General features: G+C 72.4%; 25 protein-coding genes. 10 read left to right on the forward strand and 15 right to left on the reverse strand.

Annotation, left to right across the window (positions count from 1 at the left end; genetic code table 11):
• Positions 1-82 precede the first annotated feature (82 nt).
• The 5 genes from JQC91_RS00440 to JQC91_RS00460 all read right to left on the reverse strand — a co-directional run bounded on the left by JQC91_RS00440 (position 83) and on the right by JQC91_RS00460 (position 5,259).
• Positions 83-409: a DUF1289 domain-containing protein gene (locus JQC91_RS00440; protein WP_203284807.1), complete on the reverse strand. Its 327-nt coding sequence runs from the start codon at positions 407-409 to the stop codon at positions 83-85.
• 182 nt (positions 410-591) lie between these two features.
• Positions 592-2,157 carry a 2-isopropylmalate synthase gene (locus tag JQC91_RS00445; RefSeq protein WP_203284808.1) on the reverse strand — a complete coding sequence of 522 codons (1,566 nt, stop codon included), beginning with the start codon at positions 2,155-2,157 and terminating at the stop codon, positions 592-594.
• Positions 2,158-2,310: 153 nt separating this feature from the next.
• Positions 2,311-2,976 (reverse strand): hypothetical protein, encoded by a 666-nt coding sequence (locus tag JQC91_RS00450; RefSeq protein WP_203284809.1) that lies wholly within the window; start codon positions 2,974-2,976, stop codon positions 2,311-2,313.
• Positions 2,977-3,085: 109 nt separating this feature from the next.
• On the reverse strand, positions 3,086-4,621 hold the full coding sequence (locus tag JQC91_RS00455; protein ID WP_203284810.1) for a cryptochrome/photolyase family protein: 1,536 nt from the start codon (positions 4,619-4,621) through the stop codon (positions 3,086-3,088).
• Positions 4,615-5,259 (reverse strand): SDR family oxidoreductase, encoded by a 645-nt coding sequence (locus JQC91_RS00460; RefSeq protein ID WP_203284811.1) that lies wholly within the window; start codon positions 5,257-5,259, stop codon positions 4,615-4,617. The genes JQC91_RS00455 and JQC91_RS00460 overlap by 7 nt, the downstream gene beginning before the upstream one ends.
• Before the next feature lie 368 nt (positions 5,260-5,627).
• Between JQC91_RS00460 and JQC91_RS00465 the strand changes: the two genes are divergently transcribed.
• Positions 5,628-6,386 carry a hypothetical protein gene (locus JQC91_RS00465; RefSeq protein ID WP_203284812.1) on the forward strand — a complete coding sequence of 253 codons (759 nt, stop codon included), beginning with the start codon at positions 5,628-5,630 and terminating at the stop codon, positions 6,384-6,386.
• A gap of 191 nt (positions 6,387-6,577) precedes the next feature.
• Here JQC91_RS00465 and JQC91_RS00470 read toward each other — a convergent pair whose 3' ends face one another.
• Positions 6,578-8,239, reverse strand: coding sequence for an NAD+ synthase (locus tag JQC91_RS00470; RefSeq protein WP_203284813.1), 1,662 nt, complete (start codon positions 8,237-8,239; stop codon positions 6,578-6,580).
• A 148-nt stretch (positions 8,240-8,387) separates the two neighbouring features.
• Here JQC91_RS00470 and JQC91_RS00475 point away from each other — a divergent pair, with 148 nt between their 5' ends.
• Positions 8,388-9,884 carry a 2-isopropylmalate synthase gene (locus JQC91_RS00475; RefSeq protein ID WP_203284814.1) on the forward strand — a complete coding sequence of 499 codons (1,497 nt, stop codon included), beginning with the start codon at positions 8,388-8,390 and terminating at the stop codon, positions 9,882-9,884.
• A 71-nt stretch (positions 9,885-9,955) separates the two neighbouring features.
• Positions 9,956-10,336, forward strand: coding sequence for a hypothetical protein (locus tag JQC91_RS00480; protein ID WP_203284815.1), 381 nt, complete (start codon positions 9,956-9,958; stop codon positions 10,334-10,336).
• 2 nt (positions 10,337-10,338) lie between these two features.
• Here the strand turns inward: JQC91_RS00480 and JQC91_RS00485 are convergent, their stop codons facing one another.
• Positions 10,339-11,559, reverse strand: coding sequence for an aminotransferase class V-fold PLP-dependent enzyme (locus JQC91_RS00485; RefSeq protein ID WP_203284816.1), 1,221 nt, complete (start codon positions 11,557-11,559; stop codon positions 10,339-10,341).
• 95 nt (positions 11,560-11,654) lie between these two features.
• Between JQC91_RS00485 and JQC91_RS00490 the strand changes: the two genes are divergently transcribed.
• From JQC91_RS00490 to JQC91_RS00510, 5 genes are all read left to right on the forward strand, one after another.
• Positions 11,655-12,410: a folate-binding protein YgfZ gene (locus tag JQC91_RS00490; protein ID WP_203284817.1), complete on the forward strand. Its 756-nt coding sequence runs from the start codon at positions 11,655-11,657 to the stop codon at positions 12,408-12,410.
• Positions 12,411-12,486: 76 nt separating this feature from the next.
• A complete protein-coding gene (locus JQC91_RS00495) occupies positions 12,487-13,326 on the forward strand; it encodes a PhzF family phenazine biosynthesis isomerase (RefSeq protein WP_203284818.1) in 840 nt (279 codons plus the stop codon).
• 76 nt (positions 13,327-13,402) lie between these two features.
• Entirely contained in the window at positions 13,403-13,636 is a 234-nt protein-coding gene (locus tag JQC91_RS00500; RefSeq protein ID WP_203284819.1) for a hypothetical protein, read from the forward strand.
• A 75-nt stretch (positions 13,637-13,711) separates the two neighbouring features.
• Entirely contained in the window at positions 13,712-15,523 is a 1,812-nt protein-coding gene (locus tag JQC91_RS00505; RefSeq protein WP_203284820.1) for a M3 family oligoendopeptidase, read from the forward strand.
• Between the two features lie 118 nt (positions 15,524-15,641).
• Positions 15,642-16,067 carry a DUF2716 domain-containing protein gene (locus JQC91_RS00510; protein WP_203285480.1) on the forward strand — a complete coding sequence of 142 codons (426 nt, stop codon included), beginning with the start codon at positions 15,642-15,644 and terminating at the stop codon, positions 16,065-16,067.
• Positions 16,068-16,191: 124 nt separating this feature from the next.
• Here JQC91_RS00510 and JQC91_RS00515 read toward each other — a convergent pair whose 3' ends face one another.
• Positions 16,192-16,377 (reverse strand): hypothetical protein, encoded by a 186-nt coding sequence (locus JQC91_RS00515; RefSeq protein WP_203284821.1) that lies wholly within the window; start codon positions 16,375-16,377, stop codon positions 16,192-16,194.
• 125 nt (positions 16,378-16,502) lie between these two features.
• On the opposite strand from JQC91_RS00515, the gene JQC91_RS00520 reads away from it, so the two are divergent.
• Entirely contained in the window at positions 16,503-17,426 is a 924-nt protein-coding gene (locus JQC91_RS00520) for a LysR family transcriptional regulator (RefSeq protein WP_203284822.1), read from the forward strand.
• On the opposite strand, the gene JQC91_RS00525 is transcribed toward JQC91_RS00520, so the two are convergent.
• From JQC91_RS00525 to JQC91_RS00550, 6 genes are all read right to left on the reverse strand, one after another.
• Entirely contained in the window at positions 17,423-18,397 is a 975-nt protein-coding gene (locus JQC91_RS00525; RefSeq protein WP_203284823.1) for a Gfo/Idh/MocA family oxidoreductase, read from the reverse strand. The genes JQC91_RS00520 and JQC91_RS00525 overlap by 4 nt on opposite strands.
• Positions 18,398-18,419: 22 nt before the next feature.
• The gene (locus JQC91_RS00530) at positions 18,420-19,451 is read right to left on the reverse strand and encodes a sodium:calcium antiporter (RefSeq protein WP_203284824.1); all 1,032 of its coding nucleotides are present in this window, start codon (positions 19,449-19,451) and stop codon (positions 18,420-18,422) included.
• Between the two features lie 33 nt (positions 19,452-19,484).
• Complete coding sequence (locus JQC91_RS00535; RefSeq protein ID WP_203284825.1) at positions 19,485-19,754, reverse strand: DksA/TraR family C4-type zinc finger protein; 270 nt, start codon at positions 19,752-19,754, stop codon at positions 19,485-19,487.
• The gene (locus JQC91_RS00540; protein ID WP_203284826.1) at positions 19,754-20,122 is read right to left on the reverse strand and encodes a DUF1428 domain-containing protein; all 369 of its coding nucleotides are present in this window, start codon (positions 20,120-20,122) and stop codon (positions 19,754-19,756) included. Before JQC91_RS00540 ends, JQC91_RS00535 begins: the two co-directional genes overlap by 1 nt.
• A 113-nt stretch (positions 20,123-20,235) precedes the next feature.
• A complete protein-coding gene (rpoH, locus tag JQC91_RS00545) occupies positions 20,236-21,135 on the reverse strand; it encodes an RNA polymerase sigma factor RpoH (protein ID WP_203284827.1) in 900 nt (299 codons plus the stop codon).
• Positions 21,136-21,335: 200 nt separating this feature from the next.
• Positions 21,336-22,343 carry an RluA family pseudouridine synthase gene (locus JQC91_RS00550; RefSeq protein WP_203284828.1) on the reverse strand — a complete coding sequence of 336 codons (1,008 nt, stop codon included), beginning with the start codon at positions 22,341-22,343 and terminating at the stop codon, positions 21,336-21,338.
• On the opposite strand from JQC91_RS00550, the gene JQC91_RS00555 reads away from it, so the two are divergent.
• On the forward strand, positions 22,333-22,617 hold the full coding sequence (locus tag JQC91_RS00555) for a DUF6476 family protein (RefSeq protein WP_203284829.1): 285 nt from the start codon (positions 22,333-22,335) through the stop codon (positions 22,615-22,617). The two genes, JQC91_RS00550 and JQC91_RS00555, sit on opposite strands and share 11 nt — an antisense overlap.
• 3 nt (positions 22,618-22,620) lie before the next feature.
• Here the strand turns inward: JQC91_RS00555 and JQC91_RS00560 are convergent, their stop codons facing one another.
• Complete coding sequence (locus JQC91_RS00560) at positions 22,621-23,655, reverse strand: L-idonate 5-dehydrogenase (RefSeq protein WP_203284830.1); 1,035 nt, start codon at positions 23,653-23,655, stop codon at positions 22,621-22,623.
• Positions 23,656-23,734 lie beyond the last annotated feature (79 nt).

Raw genomic sequence — 23,734 nt, forward strand, 5'->3', positions numbered from 1 at the left:
CCCAAACCGGAATCGGCCCCGGCCTGTCCGGGCCGGGGCGCGTTGGCGGGGGACTTACGCCCGGGGCGGCGCGGTGTGAAGGTCACGCGGTGGTGCGGATGCGCCACATTTCGCCGGTGGCGGGGTCCGCCGCCCATGCCTCCCGCCGCGGGGCGGGCGCGCCCGGCGGGGCCGCCCACGGGATGGCGGGCGCGGCGGGGCGCGGCCGGGCGGCGGCGGCGCGCAGCACCGCGGCTCGCTCCCCGTGGCCCATGCGCGGCCAGCGCGCGATCTCGGACGGGGAGCGGCGGCAGCGCACGCAGAGGCGGTCGCCCTCGTCCAGGCGGCAGGTGTTGCATGGCGCAGCGACGGCGCGGCGCGCGGACAGGCGCGACAGGAGCCCCCAGAGGGGCGCGGTTCGGTCGGACATGCTCGGTCCTCTCGGGGTCGGCGGGGATGCCGTGGACCGGTTGATCCGGCCTCGCGTCCGGGGCTGCGCCCGGAAAGAGGCGAGAATGCGGCAGGTGCGGAGGACGCCGGGCATGGGCGGGCGAGGGATCGGCTTGGCACGGACGTGCCACGCCGATCGTTAACGCCCGGTTCGGGGCGGCGTCAGCCCGCGTCCTTGTAGGACACCTCGGCCCGGTCGCCGCCCGCCTTGCCGCGCCGCACCATCAGGCGGTTCAGCGCGTTGACGTAGGCCTTGGCGGAGGCGGTCACCGTGTCGGTGTCGGCGGAGGCGCCGGTCACGATGCGCCCCTCCTCCTCCATCCGCACGGTCACGGTCGCCTGCGCGTCCGTCCCCTCGGTGACGGCGGCCACCTGGTAGAGCTGCAGCCGCGCGCGGTGGTCGATCAGCGCCTTGACCGCGTTGAACGCAGCGTCGACGGGGCCGTCGCCCGACGCCTTCGCCTGCTTGGACGTGCCGTCCACCGACAGGCGCAGCTCCGCCTCGGCGGGGCCGTCCGTGCCGCAGACCACGCGCAGGTGCTCCAGCCGGATGGTGTCCTGCTGGCTGCGCTCCTCGGACTGCATCAGCGCGACGAGGTCGTCGTCCAGCACCTCCTTCTTGCGGTCGGCCAGCGCCTTGAACCGCACGAAGACGTCCATCAGCTGGTTGTCCTCGACCGCGTAGCCCAAGCTCTCCAGCTTGGCCCGCAGCGCGGCGCGCCCCGAATGCTTGCCCAAGGGCAGCGAGGTGCCCGACAGGCCGATGTCCTCGGGGCGCATGATCTCGAAGTTCTCGCGGTTCTTCAGCATCCCATCCTGGTGGATGCCGCTCTCGTGGGCGAAGGCGTTCTTGCCCACGATCGCCTTGTTGGGCTGCACCGCGAAGCCCGACACGGCCGAGACCCGGCGCGAGATCGCCATGATCTTCGACGGGTCCACCCCGGTCTCGTAGGGCATGATGTCGCCACGCACCCGCAGCGCCATCACCACCTCCTCGAGCGCGGTGTTGCCCGCCCGCTCGCCCAAGCCGTTGATCGTGCACTCGATCTGGCGCGCGCCCCCCTCGACGGCGGCGAGCGCGTTGGCCGTCGCCATGCCGAGGTCGTTGTGGCAGTGCGTGGCGAAAACCACGTCCTCCGCGCCCTCGACCTCCGCGATCAGGCGCCGGATCAGGTCCGCGCTCTCGCGCGGCGCGGTGTAGCCCACCGTGTCGGGGATGTTGATCGTGCTGGCGCCCGCGGCGATGGCGATCCGCACCACCCGCGCGAGGTAGTCCCACTCGGTCCGCGTGGCGTCCATCGGCGACCACTGCACGTCGTCGCACAGGTTGCGGGCATGGGTGACCGTCTCGTGGATGCGGTCGGCCATCTCGTCCATGGTCAGGTCCGGGATGGCGCGGTGCAGCGGGCTGGTGCCGATGAAGGTGTGGATGCGCGGGGACGCGGCGTGGCGCACCGCCTCCCAGCAGCGGTCGATGTCCTTGAGGTTCGCGCGGGCCAGCCCGCAGACGGTGGCGTCCTTGGTCTGGCGCGCGATCTCGGATACGGCGGCGAAGTCCCCCTCCGAGGCGATGGGGAAGCCCGCCTCGATGATGTCCACGCCCATCTCGTCGAGCAGCGCGGCGATCTCCAGCTTCTCCTCGTGTGTCATGGTGGCGCCGGGCGACTGCTCGCCGTCGCGCAGGGTGGTGTCGAAGATGCGCACGCGCGGCTTCGTGTCGGTGGTCATTTGGGGTGTGTCCTGTCTGGTCCCTCCGGCGCCCTACCCGTCCGAGCGTGTGGCGCCGGTTCGGCCACGCTCAGCGGAGGCTAAGAAGGAGGTCCAGACGGATCATGGGGCCGGTCTAGCGGCCCCGCGCGAGGCTGTGAAGCCCCGCGCGCCTCAGGCGTCGGGCAGATGCGCGCGCATGTGGCTCCAGAGCTTGTGCGGGGCGACCCGCGCCCGCAGCCAGTGGACGGGCACGCCCACCTCCTCCAGCGCGTTCTCGATCGTCGCCTCGGCCTGCGCCGAGCGGGTGTTGCGCCGCAGCAGCGCCATGCGGGGCGTGCCGTCCCCGTCCACAATCAGGAGGTCGACCGACAGGTCCGCGATCTCCGGCGCGCGGCCCTCCGAGGGGATCACGAAGGCCGAGAGCGACACCTTGGCGTGCACGCCACAGAGCGGGGCCTCCTCCTCGATGCGGTCCTGCAGGAACCCGTGCAGGCGCAGCAGCGGGGCGTCCATCAGCGCGCGGCTGGTGAGCGGCGCGACCGGCGCGGGCGCGGGGGCCGGCGCGGGCACGGCGGCGCGGGGGCGCACCGGGTGGCGCGGGTCGCCGTCCATCGGCGACTCGGTCGGCGGGGACAGGCCGGCGGCGCGGGCGAGGGGCACCCACTCGTTGGCCCACGATCCGCTGCCGCGGAGGTCGTCGGCGCGGGCGGGCATCGCGCCCGCCTCGTCGGTGGCGAGCCCGTGGATCCGCACGCCCCCGGCGCGCGCGACGCGGGCCATGAAGGGCGGGAGGGCGGGACGGGGCAGGCCCGGCATCTTGATCTGGGGGAGGCGCATGGTCGGCTCCGTCAATGGGTCGACCGCGACCCTCGGGGCCGCGCGGGGCGGAAGTGTGACGGGGACGGGGTGGCGGCGGGACGATGTCGCGCCCCGTTTCGGGTGGCGCTCAGACCCGCTCGCCCGCCTCCATCCGCGCCAGCCACGCCTCCGCGTCGGCGATCACCGCGTCCCGCCGGGCCGCGTCCATCCGGTCCCACGTCCGGTACATGTTCCCCATGCGCGGGTTGTCCTCGAACCGCGCGCGGTGCCGGTTCAGGAAGTGCCAGTAGAGCAGGTTGAACGGGCACGCCCCCTTCCCGACCTTGGTCTTCACCGAGTAGGCGCAGTGCTGGCAGTGGTCCGACATGCGGTCGATGTAGGCGCCGCTCGACACGTAGGGCTTGGACGCCACCACGCCCCCGTCCGCGAACTGGCTCATGCCGACCACGTTGGGCGCCTCCACCCACTCGTAGGCGTCCGCATAGACGATCAGGTACCACTCGCTCACCTGCTGCGGGTCCAGCCCCGCCAGCAGCCCGAAGTTGCCCGTCACCATCAGCCGCTGGATGTGGTGGGCATAGGCGTTGTCCATCGTGGCGCGCACCGCCTCGTGGACGCAGCGCATGTCCGTCTCGCCGGTCCACCAGAACTCCGGGAGGTTGCGGTCGTGGCCCAGTTCGTTCCGCTGCGGATAGTTGGGCCCCTCCAGGAAGTAGACGCCCCGGATGTACTCCCGCCAGCCAATGATCTGGCGCACGAACCCCTCGACCGCGTTGATCGGCGCCTCGCCCCGTCGATACGCCTCCACGGCCGCCTCGCAGACCTCCCGCCACCCGAGCAGCCCCGCGTTCATGTAGATGCTCAGCACCGCGTGGTAGAGATACGGCTCGCCCGTCACCATCGCGTCCTGGAAGTCGCCGAACTTGGGCAGGTTGTGCTTCACCCAGTGGGCCAGCGCGCGTCGCGCCTGCCCCGGCTCGGTCCCCAGCCAGAAGTCGTCGAGCGACCCGTAGCGGTTCCCGAACTGCGCCTTCACCAGCGCCAGCACCTCCTCCACCGTCTCGTCCGGCGTGAACCGCATCGGGGCGGAGGCGTCCGACACGTCGTCCGGCGCGGGCTTGCGGTTGTCGTGGTCGTAGTTCCAGCGGTCCCCCTCGGGCTTGCCGTCGGCGTCCATCAGGAGCCCGGTCTTCCGCCGCATCTCGCGGTAGAACCACTCCATCCGCAGTTCCTTGCGCCCCTCGGCCCATGCCTCGAACTCGGCGTGGGAGCACAGGAACCGGTCGTCCGGGAACAGATGGGTCGGAAGCGGCCCGTCCTCCAAGGCGGCGATCAGGCGGAACTCGCCCGGCTCCGTGCCGATGGCCTCCGTGGCGCCCGTCGCGTCGGCCGCGCGCAGCAGCTCGCCTGGGATGGAATGGGTGTTCTCCGGGTCGTCCAGCTTGGTGTATCGCACCTCCCACCCGTCCGCGCGCAGCCGCTCGGCATGCTTGCGCATGGCGGCGAAGAGGAACGCGATCTTCTTGGGATGGTGCGCGACGTAGTCCGTCTCGGCCCGCACCTCGGCCATCACCACCACGTCGGTCTCCTTCGACCCCTCCCGCAGCGCCGACAGGTCGTCCGACAGCTGGTCCCCCAGCACGAGCACCAGCCGCCTCACCATTCCACCGCCTCGCCCTTCCAGTCCCGGAACACGCCCGTCTCCTCCAGACCGAGCAGCACGCCGATCAGCCGGTCCGCGCTCTCCTCCGGCGACAGCTTCTTCGCCTTGTATCCTTCGGTGAACGGCGTCTCGACCGTGCCGGGGTGGAGCGCGGCCACCACCGACCCCTTCACCCGGCGCGCCAACTCGACGCTGGCCGTCCGCACCACCTGGTTCGCGGCGGCCTTGGCCGCGCGGTAGGAATACCAGCCGCCCATCCGGTTGTCCCCGATGCTGCCCACACGCGCCGTCAGCACACCGACCCGCCCGCCGGGGGCCAGCAGACGCGGCATGTGGCGCAGCACCAGCGCGGGGCCGATGGCGTTGACGGCGAAGGTCCGGGCCATCGCATTGGCGTCGATCGCGTCCAGCGCCTTCTCCGGCGCGTGGCCCTCGGGCGCGAGGATGCCGGTCGCCACCATCACCACGTCGAAGGCCGGGTCCAGCGCGCCCAGCACCCGGTCCACGGCCTCCGCGTCGGTCACGTCCAGCCCGTCGCCCGACCGCGACAGCCCCACGACATCCCCCTCCCGGCCCAGCCGCGCAGCCAGCGCCGCGCCGATCCCGCCGGAGGCGCCGAGGACGAGGGAACGTGTCATCGTTCCCGACCTAGGCGACGGCGGCCCCCCGGCGAGTCCGCCGGGCATTTCCTTCCCTAAGGAAATGCCGCCCTCCGCCCCGTGCGATCTCTCGTAGGGTGGGCATCACCATGCCCACCATCCCCCTAACCTCCGATCCACGCACCCGCGCGATACGGCCGCGCAGCGGCCCGCGCATCGCCGGGCCGTCCCCCGGCCCGGCGATCCTTCACCGCTGGCGCAACGTCGAGCCTTCGTGCGGGGGTGATGGATAAACCGCCCCCCTCCGACGTGGCATCGCCGCGCCACGGCCCTGCGACGCGCTCCCGCCGCCCCATGCGGCGCCCGACCCCATCGACCCGGACGCGCCGCCACGCCATCCTCCCTCCATGCGCCTCGCCCTCGCCCTCGCCCTGCTCGCCGCCCCTGCCCCGGCGCTGGAGCTGACGGAGACCGCCCGCTACGATTTGGACCGCCCCGCGAGCTTGGACTACGACCCCACCTTCTGCGGCCTCTGGATCGCCAACGAGGGCCCCGAGGCCATCCTCGTCACCTTGGAGGGCGAGGAGCTGCGCCGCGTCTCCTCGGACCTCTCCCGCATCAAGGCCATCGCCATCGAGGGCGACGCGCTGATCGTCGGCGACGGCTACGGCAAGCTGCAACGCATCTCCAAGGACGGCACGCCGCTGGCCGAGCCCTTCGCCCTCGACGGCGGCTGGGCCGACACCGAGGGCATCGCCGTCGATGCCGACGGCCTCCTCGTCACGGTCGAGGACGACCCCGAGCGCCTCACGTGGTTCCGCCCCGACGGCACGCTGGACCGCCGCATCGGCACGCTCGCCCTCGACCCGCCGCTGACCGAGGCGCAGGGCATCGCCATCGACACCCGCACCGGCCACCTGCTGATCGTGGACGACCGCGAGGGCACCAACAGCCTCTACGAGTTCGACGCCGAGGGCCGCTTCCTCGCCCGCGCGCCAATGTGGGAGTTCGGCGACGACCCCGAGGGCATCGCGATCCGCCCCGGCTCCGGCCAGCTCTTCGTCGCCTTCGACGCGGGCGCCGAGATCGTGTCCTTCGACTACGTCCCCACCCTGCCCGAGGGCGCGGCCCCGCTGCCGCCGGGCACGGACTGCATGATGTTCTGACGGCGCGCGCGGATCGTCATCCGACGATCCGACTCCCTCCGATTTGCGGCGACTCCCGTAGACGAGATGCACGAGGTCCGTCCGACGCGCGTATGCACGCGGTATGTACGGCATATGTACGCCGTATGTACGGGGAGCGCCCCCTGCGAACGGTGGCCCGGAGGGGTTGACGCGGGCACGCTCGGCGTCCCTCAGGACGGGTCGCGCCACCGGTTCACGATCGGATAGCGCCGGTCCAGCCAGAACGCCCGCTGCGTCAGCCGCGCCCCCGGCGCCGACTGGAACCGCTTGTACTCGCTCAGGTAGACCAGCCGCTCCACGTGCTTGACCGTCTCCCGGTCGTGCCCCGCCGCGACGATCTCGGCCACCGACTGCTCCTCGTCGATCAGCCGCATCAGGATGTCGTCCAGCACCGGATAGGGCGGCAGGCTGTCCTCGTCCTTCTGGTCCTCCCGCAGCTCCGCCGAGGGCGGCTTGTCGATCACCCGCGGCGGGATGACCTCGCCCTCCGGGCCGCGGAACCAGTTGACGTGATTGGCATTCCGCCAGCGGCAGCACTCGAACAGATGCGTCTTGTAGAGGTCCTTCACCGGGTTGTAGCCGCCCGACATGTCCCCGTAGATCGTGGCGTACCCCACCGCGACCTCGGACTTGTTGCCCGTCGTCAGGAGCATCTCCCCGAACTTGTTCGACAGCGCCATCAGCAGCAGGCCCCGCAGGCGCGACTGGACGTTCTCCTCGGTCACGTCCGGATCGCGCCCCTCGAAGAACCCGGCTAGCGCCTCGGTGACGGCGGCGCGGGGGCCGGCGATGGGCAGCGTGTCGAGCTTGCAGCCGAGGTTCCGCGCGGTGCGCTCCGCGTCCTCGAGGGAATGCGGCGAGGTGTACTCGCTGGGCAGCATCACGCAGCGCACGTTCTCCGGCCCGATCGCGTCCGCCGCGATGGCCGCGACGATCGCGCTATCGACGCCCCCAGACAGGCCCAGCAGCGCCTTGGAGAACCCCGCCTTGCCCATGTAATCGCGCAGGCCCACGACCATCGCCTGGTAGTCCGCGCCCGCCCCCTCGGGCTGCGGCGCCTTCGTCCCGTGGCCGGCGCGCAGGCCGTCCGGCGTCCGCTCGAAGTCGACATGGGCCACCGCCGCCTCGAAGGCCGGCAGGTGGTGGGTCAGCTCGCCGCCGGGGTTGAGCACGAAGGACGCGCCGTCGAAGATCTGGTCGTCCTGCCCGCCCACGAGGTTGAGGTAGACCAGCGGCAACCCCGTCTCGACGGTGCGCGCGACCATGTGGCCGTAGCGGACGTCCTGCTTGCCGCGGAAGTAGGGCGAGCCGTTGGGCACGAGCAGGATCTCCGCCCCCGTCTCGGCCAAGGTCTCGGTCACGTCGTCGAACCACGCGTCCTCGCAGATCGGCGTGCCGATGCGGACGTTGCCCACCGCGTAGGGGCCGGACACGTCTCCGGGCTCGAACTGCCGCTTCTCGTCGAAGACCTTGTAGTTGGGCAGGTGGTGCTTGCGGATCTCCGCGCCCACCGCGCCGCCCTGCAGGACGTACCACGCGTTGTAGGGCTTCTCCGCCCCCTCGGGCCACACGGGGCACCCGATGCCCAGCGCGGGGCCGGAGGCGGTGGCCTCGGCCAGCGCGGCCAAGTGCCGCTGGGCGTCGGCCACGAAGGCGGGCTTCCGCACGAGGTCCTGCGGCTGGTAGCCCGTCAGCGCCATCTCCGGCAGGGCGACCAGCGCCGCGCCCGCGTCGCGGCCCTCCGCCCATGCCCGCTCGGCCATCTCCGCGTTGCCCGACAGGTCCCCCATCACCGGGTTCGTCTGGGCGATGGTGATGCGGAAGCCGTCCATGTCGTCTCTCCCGGGCGCGGTCGCGGCGGACCTAGCCCGCCACACCGGCGAGGGAAAGCGCCGCCCCCGTTGCGGGACGCGCGCGCGCGCCCTACCCTCCGCCCAAAATCCGCGCCCCGGAGGAGGGACGCCGGACACGGAGGGACGAATGGCCAAGTGGCTCACGAGCGTCGCGGTCGCGGCGCTGATCGCCGGCGCGGCGCAGGCGCAGGTGCTGACCAAGCAGTACGAGGACGGCGGCGTCTACGAGGGCACCTTCCGCGACGGGGTCCAGCACGGCGAGGGCACCTACACCCTGCCGAACGGCTACACCTACACCGGCGAATGGGCGGACGGCGAGATCCAAGGGATCGGACGGGCCGAGTTCCCCGACGGGTCGGTCTACGAGGGCCAGTTCGCCGCGGGCCAGCCCGAGGGCGAAGGCAAGATCACCTTCGCCGACGGCGGCACCTACGAGGGCGCGTGGGTCGAGGGCCGGATCGAGGGCGAGGGCGTCGCCGACTACGCCAACGGCGTCCGCTACACCGGCACCTTCGTCAACGCGCTGCACGATGGCCAAGGCGTCATGGAGGCGCCCACCGGCTACCGCTACGAGGGCGGCTGGGTCGCGGGGGCCAAGGAAGGCGAGGGCCGCATCACCTACCCGGACGGGGCGACCTACGAGGGGGAGATGGCCGGCGGCGTGCGCGAGGGCACCGGCACGCTGCGGATGCCCGACGGCCTCACCTACGTGGGCGAGTGGCGCGGCGGGCAGATCAACGGCACCGGCGTGCTCACCCAGCCCAACGGCGACGTCTACGAGGGCACGCTCGTGGACGGGCGGCGGGACGGGACCGGCAAGGTGACCTACGCCACGGGCGACGTCTACGAGGGCGAGTTCCTCGACGACCGGCGCCACGGGACGGGCACCTTCACCGGGCAGGACGGCTACGAGTACGTCGGCCAGTGGGTCGAGGGCCGGATCGAGGGCGAGGGGCGCGTGCGCTATCCGGACGGCTCGGTCTACGAGGGGGCCTTCGCCGACGACCTCGCGCACGGGGTCGGCAAGATCACCTACACGGACGGCGCGACCTACGAGGGCGAATGGGCCGAGGGCGTGATCCAAGGCACGGGCCGGGCCGAGTATCCCAACGGGCTGGTCTACGAGGGGGAGTTCCTGAACGCCCAGAACCACGGCGTCGGCACGATGACCTTCACCGATGGCTACCGCTACGAGGGCGAGTGGGCGCAGGGCCTGCGCCATGGCGAGGGCCGCGCGACCTATGCCGACGGCACCGTCTACGAGGGGCGCTTCCAGCGCGGCCAGCGCGACGGGCAGGGCAAGATCACCATGGCGGACGGCTTCACCTACGAGGGCGGCTGGACCGACGGCGAGATCGACGGCGAGGGCGTGGCCACCTACGCCAACGGCGACCGCTACGAGGGGTCGTTCTCCGCCGGGCGGCGGCAGGGCGCGGGGACGATGTTCTACGCCGCCGGGCAGGTGGAGCAGGGTCAGTGGGACCAAGGCGAGCTGGTCCGCGAGGGCGCCGTGGTGACCCCCGCGGGCGCCGCGCCGGCCGAGCCGGACGCGCCGGCGGAGGCGGAAGACGCCGAGGGGGCGGAGGAGACCGGGGGCGGGGCGGAGACCGGTTCGGGCAACTAAACTTCGCCCATTAACGGAACGGCAAGATCGCGTCGTCTAGGCGAGCCGGGACAAGCTTCCGGAGACCGATCATGACGACCGCCCGTATCGCCCTCGCGACCCTCTGTGTGCTCGGCCTCGCCGCTTGCGCACAGACCAGCGTCCAGCCTCTGTCGCGGACGAGCTTCAAGGTCGATACCACCGCCGCGCCCGCGTGCGGCCCAGCGGGCGCGCGGAACGTCGCGTTCCGAACGGCCGCGATCGAAGTGATCCGACGAGGCGAGGACCTCTTCGTGATCGAGGGCGACCAGAGCGGCTACGATGGATGGTCCGGGATTCACGCGCAGGGCATGGTCGTGCAGGTCGTGTCACCGGGAAGCGCGAGGGCACGCGATGCGCTGTCGGCTCGGCGTACGCTCGGTCCCGGATGGGAGGAGATGGTCGCCGAGGGGACGCCGATCACCTGCACATGAGGCTAAGATAGCGCCTTCGCCGCCTCCGCCACCCCGGAGCCGCCCATTGGCACGCCGAGGCGGTTCAGCCCCGTCTCGACCACGCCGAGAGTCCCGAGCAGCGAATGCGCCGCGAGGTGGCCCATGTGCCCGATGCGGAAGAAGCCGTGCCACTCCGGCGTCCCCAGCGGGGCCATGCCGACGCCGATGCCCAGCGTCGTGCCCAGCGTCTCGGCCGCCTCGCGCAGCCGCGTCGCGCGCCCGTCGTCCAGCCGCAACGTCGTCACCGCGCTCGACCGGTGCGCCCGGTCGCGCACGTTGGCCTCCAGCCCGCCCGGCGCCGCCCACGCGTCCAGCGCGTCCCACACGGCCCCGGCCAGCCGGTCGTGGCGCGCCCAGACCCGCTCCATCCCCTCGTCCATCAGCAGGTCCAGCGCAGCGCGCAGACCGTAGAGGTGATGCGTCGGGCCTGTGCCGTTGAAGTAGCGGAAGTACACCTCCGGGTTCGTCCGCGGCCGCCAGTCCCAGTAGGGCGTGGCGAGGTCCGCCCGCTCCCGCGCCCGGTCGGCGCGGTCGTTGTAGAACACGAAGCACGTCCCCGCCGGGACCATCAGCCCCTTCTGGCAGCCGGTGATCGCGACGTCGACGCCCCAGTCGTCCATCTCGAACCGGTCGCAGGCCATGGACGCGATGCAGTCCGCGTGCAGCAGCGCGGGGTGCCCGGCGGCATCCATCTCGCGGCGCACGGCGGCCATGTCGGCCTTGAGCGAGGTGGAGGTGTCCGTGTGCACCATCAGCACCGAGCGGATCTCGTGGTCGGCATCGTCACGCAGGCGCGCGCCGATGATCGCCGGATCGAACGCCGCCCGGTCGTCCCCGCCCTCCAGCATCTCGACCCGCAGCCCGAGGCCCCGCGCCGTCCCCGCCCAGTTCTGCGCGAAGTTGCCCGTGTCCGGCACCAGCACGAGGTCGCCGCGCGCATGGGTGTTGACCAGCCCCGCCTCCCACGCGGCGTGGCCGTTGCCGATGTAGATCGTCGCGTGATGCTCGGTCCGCGCCACGCGCTTCAGGTCGGGGATCAGCGAATGGGTCAGGTCGACCAGTTCGCCTTGGTAGATGTTGGGCGAGGGCCGGTGCATGGCGCGCAGCACCGCGTCGGGCACCATCGAGGGGCCGGGGATCGCGACGACGTGGGCGCCGCGCGACAGGTCCGCGTCGGCATGCGTGTGGGCGAGATCGTCCATCGGGGGCCTCCTTGCGCTCGCCCCGGGGCTACGCCCGCGCCGGCCGCGGCGCAATCCGCCCTTCCCCCGGCATCAGCCATCCTTATGTCGGGCGGATGGACCGCACCCTGATCATCGTGACCGGCCCCGACCGCGACGCCTTCCTCAAGGGGCTGCTCACCCGCGACGTCCCGGACGAGGGGCTGGGCTACGCCGCGCTGCTGACGCCGCAAGGCAAGTACCTCGCCGACTTCCTGACGCTCCGCCGCCCGGACGCGATCTGGCTGGACGTGCACCCCGACCTCGCGGCGGGGCTCGTGCAGCGGCTGACAATGTACAAGCTGCGCGCCGATGTTGGCCTCTCGACGGAGGCGGTCGTGGTCGAGCGGGGCCTCGGCGCCCCCCCCGAGGGCGGGGCACTGCGCGATCCGCGTCCGGGGATGGGGTGGCGGCGCTACCATCCCGTCCGCGCAGGGGGGCCGGCCCCGGCCCCTGCGGAGGACGGCACCGACTGGGACGCCGTGCGGGTGGAGCACCTGATCCCCGAGACCGGCGTCGAGCTGATCCCGAACGAATCCTTCGTCCTCGAGATGGGGTTCGAGCGGCTGGGCGGCGTCGATTTCCGCAAGGGCTGCTACGTGGGCCAGGAGATCGTCGCGCGGATGAAGCACAAAACCGAGCTGCGGAAGGGGCTGGCCCGCGTCCGCCTGTCCGGCCCCGCCGCGCCGGGCACGCCGATCCTGTCGGCGGACGGGCGCCCGGCCGGCACCCTCCACACGGTGTCCGGCGACCGCGCGCTGGCCTACCTGCGCTTCGACCGGGCGGAGGGGGAGATGACGGCGGGCGAGGCGACGGCCGTGCGGGACGCCTGACCCCTTCGCTCCGGTCGATGCGACGCATAAACGATCCGCATTGGACGCGGACCATTTGCCCTGCCACCGTCCGGCCATGACCCAGATCACCGAGTTCGCCGCCTTCTCCGACGGCCCGACGGGCGGCAACCCCGCCGGGGTGCTCGTCGCCCCGGTCCTGCTCCCGCGCGGGGAGATGCAGTCCACCGCGCGCCGCCTCGGCCATTCCGAGACCGTCTTCGCCGCGCCCGACGGCGAGGGATGGACCGTCCGCTACTTCGCCCCCGAAGCCGAGGTCGCCTTCTGCGGCCACGCCACCATCGCGCTTGGGGCGCGGCTGGGGGAACTTCACGGGCCGGGCACCTACGCCCTGTCGCTGCGCGACGGCGCCATCACCGTCGAGACCCGCGCCGAGGGCGACCTCTGGGCCGCCACGCTCGTCTCGCCGCCCACGCGGTCCGCGCCGCTGGAGGCGGGGGAGACCAAGGCGCTGCTCGACCTCTTCGCGCTCGCGGCGGACGACCTCGACCCCCGCATCCCCCCGTCCCGAGCGCATGGCGGGGTGGACCACGCCGTCCTCGCCCTGCGCGACTGCGCCCGCCTCGCCGCGATGGCCTACGATTTCGCGGCGGGCCGCGACCTCATGCGGCGGATGGACGTCGTCACCGTCTCCCTGATCCGCGCGGACGGCCCGGCGCGATTCGACGCGCGCAACGCCTTCGCCGCGGGCAGCGTGGTGGAGGACCCTGCGACCGGGGCGGCGGCGGCGGCGCTCGGTGGGCTCCTGGTGGATCTCGGGTGGCCGGGCCTCGTGGAGGGAGGGACGTTCGACGTCGCCCAAGGCGAGGACATGGGCATGCCCTCCCGCCTGCGGGTCGAGGTGACGGGGACGTCGGGCGCATCCGTGCGCGTCTCGGGCACGGCGCGACGGCTCTAGCCCCGCCCGCCGCGACACCCGGCCCCTTGACCGGACCCCCGCCTCCGCCCTCTGCTGGGGGGCGGAGGTACCGACCATGCTCGCCCGTCCCCTCGCCATCCTCGTCCTCGCCGCCCTGCCCGCACGCGCGGAGCCGGACGTCACCCGCTCCGGCAGCGACTGCGACTGCGTCACCGCAAGCGGCTTCGCAGTCGCCCAAGGGCAGACGACCTGCCTCGCGATCGGGCGACGGAGCTTCGTCGCGCTCTGCGCCATGTCGCAGAACGTGCCGGTCTTCCGCGACACGGGCGAGGCCTGCGTCACCGGCTGACCGGCGCGCTCCGGACGCATTGCCCCGCGGACGCCGCGCCCATACCTCTCCGTCCGACCCGTCCAGGAGAGTGACATGCGCGACCCCCGCACCTTCGACGCCGAGATGTCCGGCGGAGCCGACCTCGGCGACCTGCCGGTCTGGGACCTGACCGACCTCTACGCCGCCCCCGACGCGCCGGAACTGGAGCGCGACCTTGACTGGCTGGAAGGGGAATGCGCCGCCTACGCCGCCGACTACGAGGGCAAGCTGGCGGACCTGTCGGCCGACGGGATGCTGCGTGCGGTCCAGCGCAACGAGAGGATCGACGAGGTCGCGGGCCGGGTCATGTCCTACGCGGGCCTGCGCTACTACCAGGAGACGACGAACGGCGACCGCGCCAAGTTCATGTCGGACATGCAGGACCGGATCACGACGATCACGACGCCGCTGGTGTTCTTCGGGCTGGAGTTCAACCGCCTCGACGAAGGCGCGCTGGAGGCGCTCTACGCCGACAACGTCGACCTCGCCCGCTACCGCCCCGCCCTCGACCGCCTGCGCGCGATGGCGCCCTACCAGCTGTCGGACGAGCTGGAGAAGTTCCTCCACGACACCTCCGTCGTGGGCGCGTCGGCGTGGAACAAGCTCTTCGACGAGACCATCGCGGGGCTGGAGTTCACGGTCGACGGCGAGACGCTGAACATCGAGGGCACGCTCAACCTGCTGACCGAGCAGGACCGGTCCAAGCGCGAGGCGGCCGCCAAGGAACTGGCTCGCGTGTTCGGGCAGAACGTCCGTACCTTCGCGCGCGTCCACAACACGCTGGCCAAGGAGAAGGAGATCACGGACCGCTGGCGGGGCCTGCCCTCGCCGCAGGCGGGCCGCCACCTGTCGAACCACGTCGAGCCCGAGGTGGTGCAGGCGCTGCGCGACGCCGTGGTCGCCGCCTACCCGCGACTCAGCCACCGCTACTACGCGCTCAAGGCCAAGTGGATGGGGCTCGACACCCTGCAGGTCTGGGACCGCAACGCGCCGCTGCCGATGGAGGAGACGCGCACCGTCGGCTGGGACGAGGCGCGCAGGACGGTGATGGACGCCTATGCGGGCTTCGACCCGCGCATGGCCGAGATCGCCAAGCCCTTCTTCGAGGACGGCTGGATCGACGCGGGCGTGAAGCCGGGCAAGGCGCCCGGCGCATTCGCCCACCCCACGGTCACGAGCGTGCATCCCTACGTGATGCTCAACTACCTCGGGAAGCCGCGCGACGTGATGACGCTGGCCCATGAGCTGGGCCACGGGGTCCACCAGGTGCTGGCGGCCGGACAGGGCGAGATGCTCTCCTCCACGCCCCTGACGCTGGCCGAGACGGCTTCGGTGTTCGGCGAGATGCTGACCTTCCGCGCCATGCTCGAAGGCGCGCCGGACGATCAGGCGCGCAAGGTCATGCTCGCCGGCAAGGTGGAGGACATGATCAACACGGTCGTCCGCCAGATCGCGTTCTACGACTTCGAGTCGAAGCTCCACGCCGCGCGGCGCGACGGCGAGCTGACCCCCGACGACATCGACGCGCTGTGGATGTCCGTGCAGGCCGAGAGCCTCGGGCCGGTGTTCGAGTTCATGCCGGGCTACGAGCACTTCTGGGCCTACATCCCGCACTTCGTGCATTCGCCCTTCTACGTCTACGCCTACGCCTTCGGGGACGGCCTCGTGAACGCACTCTACGCCGCCTACGAGGACGCGCCCGAGGGCTTCCAGGAGAAGTATTTCGACATGCTCCGCGCGGGCGGGTCCAAGCACCACAAGGAGCTGCTCGCGCCCTTCGGGCTGGACGCGAGCGATCCCGCCTTCTGGGACAAGGGCCTGTCGATGATCGAGGGGTTCATCGACGAGCTGGAGGCGATGGGGTGAGCATGGCCCTCCGGGGAGATGGAGCGAGCGGCGGCCCGGGCCCATGATGGCGATCCCGGGCTGGGACCCCCTCCCCCGCCGCGAGGAGGACCGTGCGTGGGACGCGGTCTAGGCGCGGCTGAAGTTCCGACCGAGCATCTCCGTCTTCCCCGGCTTCGAGGAGCCCCGTCCGTCCGTGACTTACGGGATAGAGGCCGCGTGGACGGGGCTTACCGCAGCTGATACCCAAGTGCTGACGGACCTCGAGACGAAGGCGCTCGCCGCGTTCCGTGCGGCCGCGGGACCAGCGTGTACACTCTGGGCGCTCGACTGGCAGCACGCCTGCTACGCCTTTCGTCCGAGCGCGGCGCGACCGGACGACCCATGGCCCATCCCTGCGCTCCCCGATGGGGATTACCACCTGTTCCTCGACCCAGGTCTCCGCTTCGGCTGGCTCGGCCACCCGTGGGAGCAGACGATCTGCCTGTTCGGCGCGCCGCTCCTCGCCGCGCTGAAGCGACACTGCCCCCTGCTGTTGCGCGATCCCGTTCGCCGCAAGGACTAGCCTGCTGACGCAAAAGACCCCGGTCCGAGGACCGGGGCGAGTGCGTCGCATCTCCGCCGGGGGACAGGGGGCGGGTCGCGGGGCGCGGCGGGCGCAGGCATCGCCCGCCGCGGAGGTCATCGGGTCATTCGGAGGAGCCGGAGGCGACCCACTTGCCGCCCTTCCAGACCAGCTTGCCGGCGCCTACGCCCGCCTGCACGGCGGCGCGGGTGGTGACGACGGCGGCGTCGCCGGTGTTCTTCGCGATGTCGCCCGCCGAGCAGGCGCCGAGGGCGAGGGCGGCGGTCGCGATCAGGAGGAAGCGGGGCATGCGTATGTCCTTCCGGTTCGGTCGGATGGCGGGGCGCCGTCCGTTGACCCCCATATGCCTCCTCGGAATGTCCATGGAAAACGAATAATATTGACTGTTATGGCAAGCATAGCTCATACATCCATATGGACGTTGCCCTCCTTCGAACCTTCCTCGCCGTCTCGGACACGGGCAGCCTCTCCGCCGCCTCCGGGCGCCTCTTCGTCACGCAGTCGGCCGTCTCGCTGCGACTCCGGCGGCTGGAGGACCTGCTCGGGCGCCCCCTCTTCGAGCGGTCCAAGGCAGGTGCCAAGCTCACCCCCGCTGGGCAGGCCTTCGAGCGCTACGCCCTGTCCCTCACCCGCCTGTGGGAGGAGGCCCGCCAGCAGGTCGCCGTGCCCGACGGCTTCGCCCGCGCGGTCGCCATCGGCGCGCAGTACTCGCTGTGGCCGCGCTTGGGCTTCCGCTGGATCGACGCGCTGCGGGCGGCGGATCCCGGCCTCGCCATCCGCGCCGAGTTGGGGATGCCGGACCGCCTCACGCGGTTCCTGACAGAGGGGCAGGTTCAGGCCGCCCTGACCTACGCCCCCACGCTGCGCCCCGGCCTCTCGGTGCGCCCGGTGCTGGAGGACGAGCTGGTGATGGTCTCCGCCGCCCCCTTCGAGGGCCCCGATGACCCGGCCCTCCGCGCGGCCTACGCCTTCTGCGACTGGGGGCCCGAGTTCGCCGAGGCGCATCATGCCGCGCTGCCCGACCTCTCCACGGGGATCGCCTTCTCGCTCGGGACGCTCGCCGCCGACTGGATCGCCACGCGCGGGGCCGCCGCCTACATGCCCGCGCGGGCCGTGCGGGCCGACCTCGACGCGGGGCGGCTCCACCTCGTGCCCGACGCGCCGCCCTTCCCCTACCCGGCGTGGGTCGTGACCCGCGACGACCTGGACCCGGAGGTCGCCGAGACGCTGTCGACCACCCTCGCGCAGGTGGCCGCCGCCGCCGCGGCCGCGCAGGAGGCCGTCCTCGACAGGCTGGAGGCGGTCAGCGACGGCCCCGTCGCCGCGATGGAGGCCTAGGCGGGCCGTCCGCCCGCCGCCGCGTAGGCCGCGTCGATCACCGCTTGGGTCCCGCGCGCGTCCTCCAAGGTCCACGGGAACGCCGCCTCGCCCCGGACGGCGGCGGCGAAGGCCTCCACCTGCAGGACGTACTGGTTCACGTCCGGCCACCGCTCCACGACGGTGCGGGATCCGGTGACGACCTCCACCCGGGCCTCGCCGAACCGGCCGGGGTTGTAGGGCGCCGTCATCCGGATCAGCCCGGCGTCGCCGTGGAACAGGATGAACTGCTCCCGGATCATGCGCATCGCGTTCACCCAGTGCGCCGACACCCCGTCCGGGAAGCGCGCCGAGACGCGCGCGACCACGTCGCACCCCGCCTCCCAGTCGATGTCCGCATGGATCACCTCCGGCTCCGCCCCGAGCGCGAACCGCGTCGAGCCGTAGGTGTAGACCCCGACGTCCGGCAGCGCGCCGCCCCCTGTCGCGGCCGCGTTGCGGATGTTCCCCGGATCGTCGGAGTTGTCGTAGGTGAACACCGCCTCGACGTGGCGCAGCCGTCCGACCGCGCCCTCGGCCAGCAGCGCACGCACCCGGTGCCATTGGGGGTGGTGCACGATCATGTAGGCCTCCGCCGCCACCAGCCCGCTGCGGTCGCGCGCGTCGATCAGCGGCTGGATCGCCCCGGCGGACATCGCCGCAGGCTTCTCGACGAGCACGTGCTTGCCCGCCTCCAGCGCGCGGACGCCCCACTCGACGTGCATCGTGTGCGGGAGCGGCACGTAGACCGCGTCCACCTCCGGGTCGGCCAGCAGGTCGTCGTAGGCGCCATGCACCCGCAGACCCGGGGCCAGCGCCTCGAACGGCGCGGCCTTGGCCGGGTCGCGGGTCGCGAGCGCGACCAGCGCGCTGCCCCGCGCGAGGTGGATCGCGGGCCCCATGTCGGACAGGGCGAACCCCGACGCCCCTAGGATGCCCCATCTGATCGTCATGCGCCGCCCTCCTGCGCCCGGCCTAGCCGCTGATCGCCTGCCACGCCACCGCGCCACCGTAGATCGCCACGAGCGCGACGCTCTCGAACCCGATCCCCGCCGGGCCCCGCTTCTCGCGCCGCACCTGCCCCGCCAGCAGCACGGCGGTCATCAGGATCCCCACCGAGAGCCAGAAGAAGTCGCCGTCCTGCAGCGCATGGAACAGCGACCCCTCGCGGTAGGCCCCGTCCGAGGCGGCGAGGAACAGCGTGTCGAACGTGTTGCCCCCGATGATGCCGCCGACCGCCAGTTGCAGCGCCCCGCGCCGCACCGCGGCGATGGTGGTCACGAGTTCCGGGAGCGACGTCACCACGGCGGACATCAGCGCGCCGCCCAAGGTCGAGGAGATGCCGAACCGCGCGATGGTCTCGGACGTGGCCTGCGCCACCACCCACCCCGAGGCCGCGAGGAGGACGGCGAGACCCGCGAAGGCCAGCGCGGGCCCCCACGGCGACCGGTCGGCCTCGGACGCGTCCTCCGGCTCGTCGGCGCGGGTGTCCTCGGTCTGGACGGGCGTCCACATCGGGCGCGCGCGGACCTCCGCCGTCAGCTTCAGCGCGTAGGCGTAGGTGGCGACCATCAGCGCCGAGACGGGGTGCAGCCCCAGCACCGTGACGGGGGGCGCCGACCATGCCACGAGCGGCAGGGTCAGCAGCGTGACGAGCGTGATGCCTTGGAAGATGTTGGCCACCTCGGCGGCGGCGTGCTCGAGGTTCACCTTGCGGTAGGTCAGGTCCGCCACGGCGAGGAAGGCGGTCTGCGCCGCGATCCCGCCCACGCCGTTGGAGAAGGCGAGGGACGCGTCCCCCGTCCACGCGGACGAGACCGAGACGACTAGGCCGGACAGGGAGGTGGCCGCGCCGAGGACGACGCCGCCCACGATCGCCTCGCCCCAGCCCGCGCGGTCGGCGATCACGTCGGCCAGCGCCGTCATGCGGATCGAGACCACGAGGATCACCGCGCCCGCCGCGGCGAAGGCGAGGAAGAGCCAGACGGTCGACAGGTCGGCGAGCATCGTCGCCCAACCGCGGAGCAGGAGGCCCGTTCCCTACTTCAACTGGCTGTCCTTCGACCCGCGCCGGTTGATCCCCGCCCGCGGCGCGGCCCGCACGTCCCGCTCGGAGGCGCAGTCGAGGCACAGCTTCACCCCCGGCAGCGCCGCGCGGCGGCTCTCGGGGATCGGCTCCTCGCATTCGGCGCAATGGGTCAGGCTCTTGCCGGCGGGCCGGGCCTTCGCCCGCATCCGCGCGAGCTCGTCCTGCACCGACGCCTCGATCTGCTCGCCCACCGCCCCGTCCTTGGCCCAGCCGCCCGCCATCACGCGCGCTCGGACATGACGGGCGCGAAGCCGCCCCAGATCATCCGCGCCCCGTCGAAGGGCATCTCGGACATCCCCGCCATCACCTCCGCGAACGCGGGGTCCCGCATCCTCGCGTTGGCCGCCTCGTAGGTCGCTTTGTCGGGCCACTCGATCCACGAGAGGACGACCGTCTCGCCCGGCTCGGCCTTCACGGCCATCGGCATCGACGTGACCTCGCCGTCGGGCACGTCGTCGCCCCATGTCTCGACCGCCGCCGTGGCCCCAAGCGGCTTGAAGATCACCTCCCATGCCTCGCGGGCATGGGCCACGAACTCGGCCTTGCGCGCCTCGGGCACGGCCGCCACGGCCCCCATGTAGTAGGTCATCGGCACATCCTCCCGGCCCCACCCTACCATGAAAGAGAGGGCGCGGTCGCCCACGCCCTCTGCTCCTCGGTCCGATCATCCCGGCGGGACGGCCCCGCAATGGGCCGATCCGGTCAGGCCGTGACCTTCACGACGCCCTTCTCGCGCGCCAGTTCCTTCACGCGCTTCTGCAGCTTCTCGAAGGCGCGAACCTCGATCTGGCGGATGCGCTCGCGCGAGACGCCGTACTTGCCCGACAGGTCCTCCAGCGTGACCGTCTCCTCGGACAGGCGCCGCTGGGTCAGGATGTCCTTCTCGCGGTCGTTGAGCACGTCCATCGCCTCGGCCATCAAGCCGATCCGGGTCTGGTACTCGTCCTTCTCGGCATAGTCCGCCGCTTGGTCCGCGTCGTCGTCGGCCAGCCAGTCCTGCCACTGGGTCGTCGAGTCCCCGTCCGAGCCGACCATAACGTTCAGGGACGCGTCGCCCCCGGACATGCGGCGGTTCATCGACGTCACCTCGGCCTCGGTCACGCCGAGGTCGTTGGCGATGCGCTGGACGTTCTCGGGGCGCAGGTCGCCCTCCTCCAGCGCGCCGATGCGGTTCTTCGCCTTGCGGAGGTTGAAGAACAGCTTCTTCTGCGCGGACGTCGTGCCCAGCTTCACCATCGACCACGAGCGCAGGACGTATTCCTGGATCGCGGCGCGGATCCACCACATCGCGTAGGTGGCGAGGCGGAAGCCCTTCTCGGGGTCGAACTTCTTGACGGCCTGCATCAGGCCGACGTTCGCCTCCGAGATCACCTCGGCCTGCGGCAGGCCGTAGCCGCGATAACCCATGGCGATCTTGGCGGCGAGGCGCAGGTGGCTGGTGACGAGCTGGTGGGCCGCGTCGCGGTCCTCGTCCTCGACCCAGCGCTTGGCGAGCATGTATTCCTGCTCCGGCTCCAGCATGGGGAACTTGCGGATTTCCTGCAGGTAGCGGTTGAGGCCCTGTTCGGGGGACGGGGCCGGCAATGACGTGGCGTTGGCCAAATGCGTGTCTCCCTCTCGGTCCGGGGGCGTGGACCACCCCCTTTTGGAAGAAGGATGTGGGCGCCCCCGATGGGGTGTTCAAGACTGAACCGAACCGTTCGGTTCACTAAATCGTGCACCCGCAGGATGGGGGGCCGGGGCGCTACGCACAATCTGCGCGCGAACCCCCTCCCCCGTGCGCGGACGCACATGTCCCCCTTTCAACGGCGCGACGGATTCAGCCGTTCCATCAGCGTGGCCATGTCGTCCGGGATCGGCGCGCGAAACCGCATCCGCGCGCCGTCCGCCGGGTGCTCGAAGCCAAGGGTCTCGGCGTGGAGCGCCTGCCGCGGGAAGGCCCGCGCCGCCTCGGCCCCCGGCTGCGACGACGGCAGGCGGCGGGTGCCGCCATAGACCGGGTCGCCGATCAGCCCATGGCCCGCATACTGCAGGTGCACCCGGATCTGATGGGTCCGCCCCGTCTCCAGCCGGCAGGCGACCAGAGCGGCGGCGCCGTAGGCCTCCACCACCTCCACCCGAGTCACGGCGTGGCGCCCCGCGTCCCACGTCACCGCCTGCCGCTGCCGGTCCGTGCGATGCCGCACGAGATGGGTCGCCACCTTCAGCGTGGCCCCCTCCCACGACACGCCGCGCAGCCCGCGCAGGCGCGGATCGGCCGGGTCCGGCACCCCGAAGCACAGCGCGAGGTAGCGGCGCTCGGCGGTGTGGGCGGCGAACTGCGCGGCCAGCGCGTGGTGGGCTCGGTCGGACTTGGCCACCACCAGGAGGCCGGACGTGTCCTTGTCGATCCGGTGCACGATCCCCGGCCGCCGCGCCCCGCCCACGCCGGAAAGGTCCCCGCCCAGATGGTGCAGCAGCGCGTTGACCAGCGTCCCCGACGGCGTTCCCGGCGCGGGATGGACGACCATGCCGGCGGGCTTGTCCACCACCAGCAGGTCGTCGTCCTCGTGCAGGATCGACAGCGGGATGGCCTCGGGCTGGTCGTCGGGGGTGGCGGCCTCGGGCACGTCGATCTCGACACGGTCGCCCTCCGCCGCGCGGTCCTTCGCCCCCGCCACGCGCCCGTTGACCCGGACGCGCCCCTCCCCCAACAGACGGGCGAGCCGGGAGCGCGACAGGTGCGCCTCCGCGGGCACGTCGCGCGCGACCGCCTTGTCGAGCCGCGCGGGCGGCTCCGGGCCGAGGAGGAACGAGACGATGCCGGACACGCCCGACCCTCTGCCCCCGGACCTGCGGTTCCTCAAGGGGCTCGTGCTGGCGCTGACCGCGACGATGATCGGCGCCGCCGTGGCCGTGGTGGCGCTCCTCTGGACGCGCCTGCCCGCGCCGGTGCGCGCGCCCGAGGGGCTTGCGATCCCGGCGGGCACCCCGGTCGAGGCGGTCACGCGCGGGCGCGGCTGGTGGATCGTGACGACGGCGGACGGGCGGGTGATGACCTTCGACGCCGACGGCGCGATGCTGCGCGAGATCGACCTGAACTGACGCTCAGAACGCGATCTGCGCCTTGACCACCCGCGCCCGGTCACCCGCCATCTCGAACCCCGCGACCGCGTCCTCCACGCCCACCGTCTCGGACACGAGGTCGGCCGTCTCGATCAGCCCCTTGCGCATCAGGCTGACGCCGGTGGCGAACTCCGGGTGGAAGCGGAACGACCCGCGCCACCCGATCTCCTTGGCCGTCATCTGCTGCAGCGGCACGGTCATGTCGCCGCCCAGCCCCAGCTGCACGACGGTGCCGCGGGGCCGCACGGCGGGGATCGCCCCGCGCAGCGCCGCCTCGGCGCCCGAGCACTCGAACAGGACGTCGAACGCCCCCTTGCCGCCCGAGTAGGGGGCCAGCGCGTCCCCGTCGCGCGCGTCCAGCGTCGCGTCCGCCCCGCCCCGCTGCGCCGCCGCCAAGGGCAGCGCGGCGAGGTCCGTCCCCACCACGAGGTCCGCCCCCGCCCGACGCGCCACGCGCACCATCAACTGCCCGATCGGCCCCAGCCCCGTCACCAGCACCGACTTGCCCTGCAGGTCCCCGGCCTGCCGCCCGGCATGCAGGCAGACGGCCAAAGGCTCGGCCATCGCCGCCTCCGCGGCCGAGAGCGCGCCCGCCGGCACGCATTGCGCGGCATCCGCCACGATCACCTCGCGGAACGCCCCTTGGATGTGCGGCATCGGCATCGCCGAGCCGTAGAAGCGCATGTTCTCGCAATGGTTCGGCAGCCCCTCGAGGCAGTATGCGCAGGCGCGGCAGGGCCGCGACGGCGACACCGCGACCCGCTCGCCCACGGAGAGGCCGTCCACCCCCTCCCCCAGCGCCTCGACCACGCCCGCCACCTCGTGCCCGAGGATCATCGGCTCCCGCAGGCGCACCGTGCCGAAGCCGCCATGCTGGTAGTAGTGCAGGTCCGACCCGCAGATGCCCCCGCGCTCGATCCGCACCCGCACCTCGCCGGGGCCGGGATCGCCGACGGCGCGCTCCTCCAGCCGGAGGTCGCGGGGGGCGTGGAGGACGAGCGCGCGCGCGGTGGTCATCGGGGGGGCTTCCTTGACGGCGGGGACGCCCCACCCCACACCGGGCGCGACCGCTCGTCCAGCCCCGCCGGTGCTTGAC

It is taken from the genome of Jannaschia sp. Os4 (assembly GCF_016820245.1).
Taxonomy (GTDB): Bacteria; Pseudomonadota; Alphaproteobacteria; order Rhodobacterales; family Rhodobacteraceae; genus Jannaschia.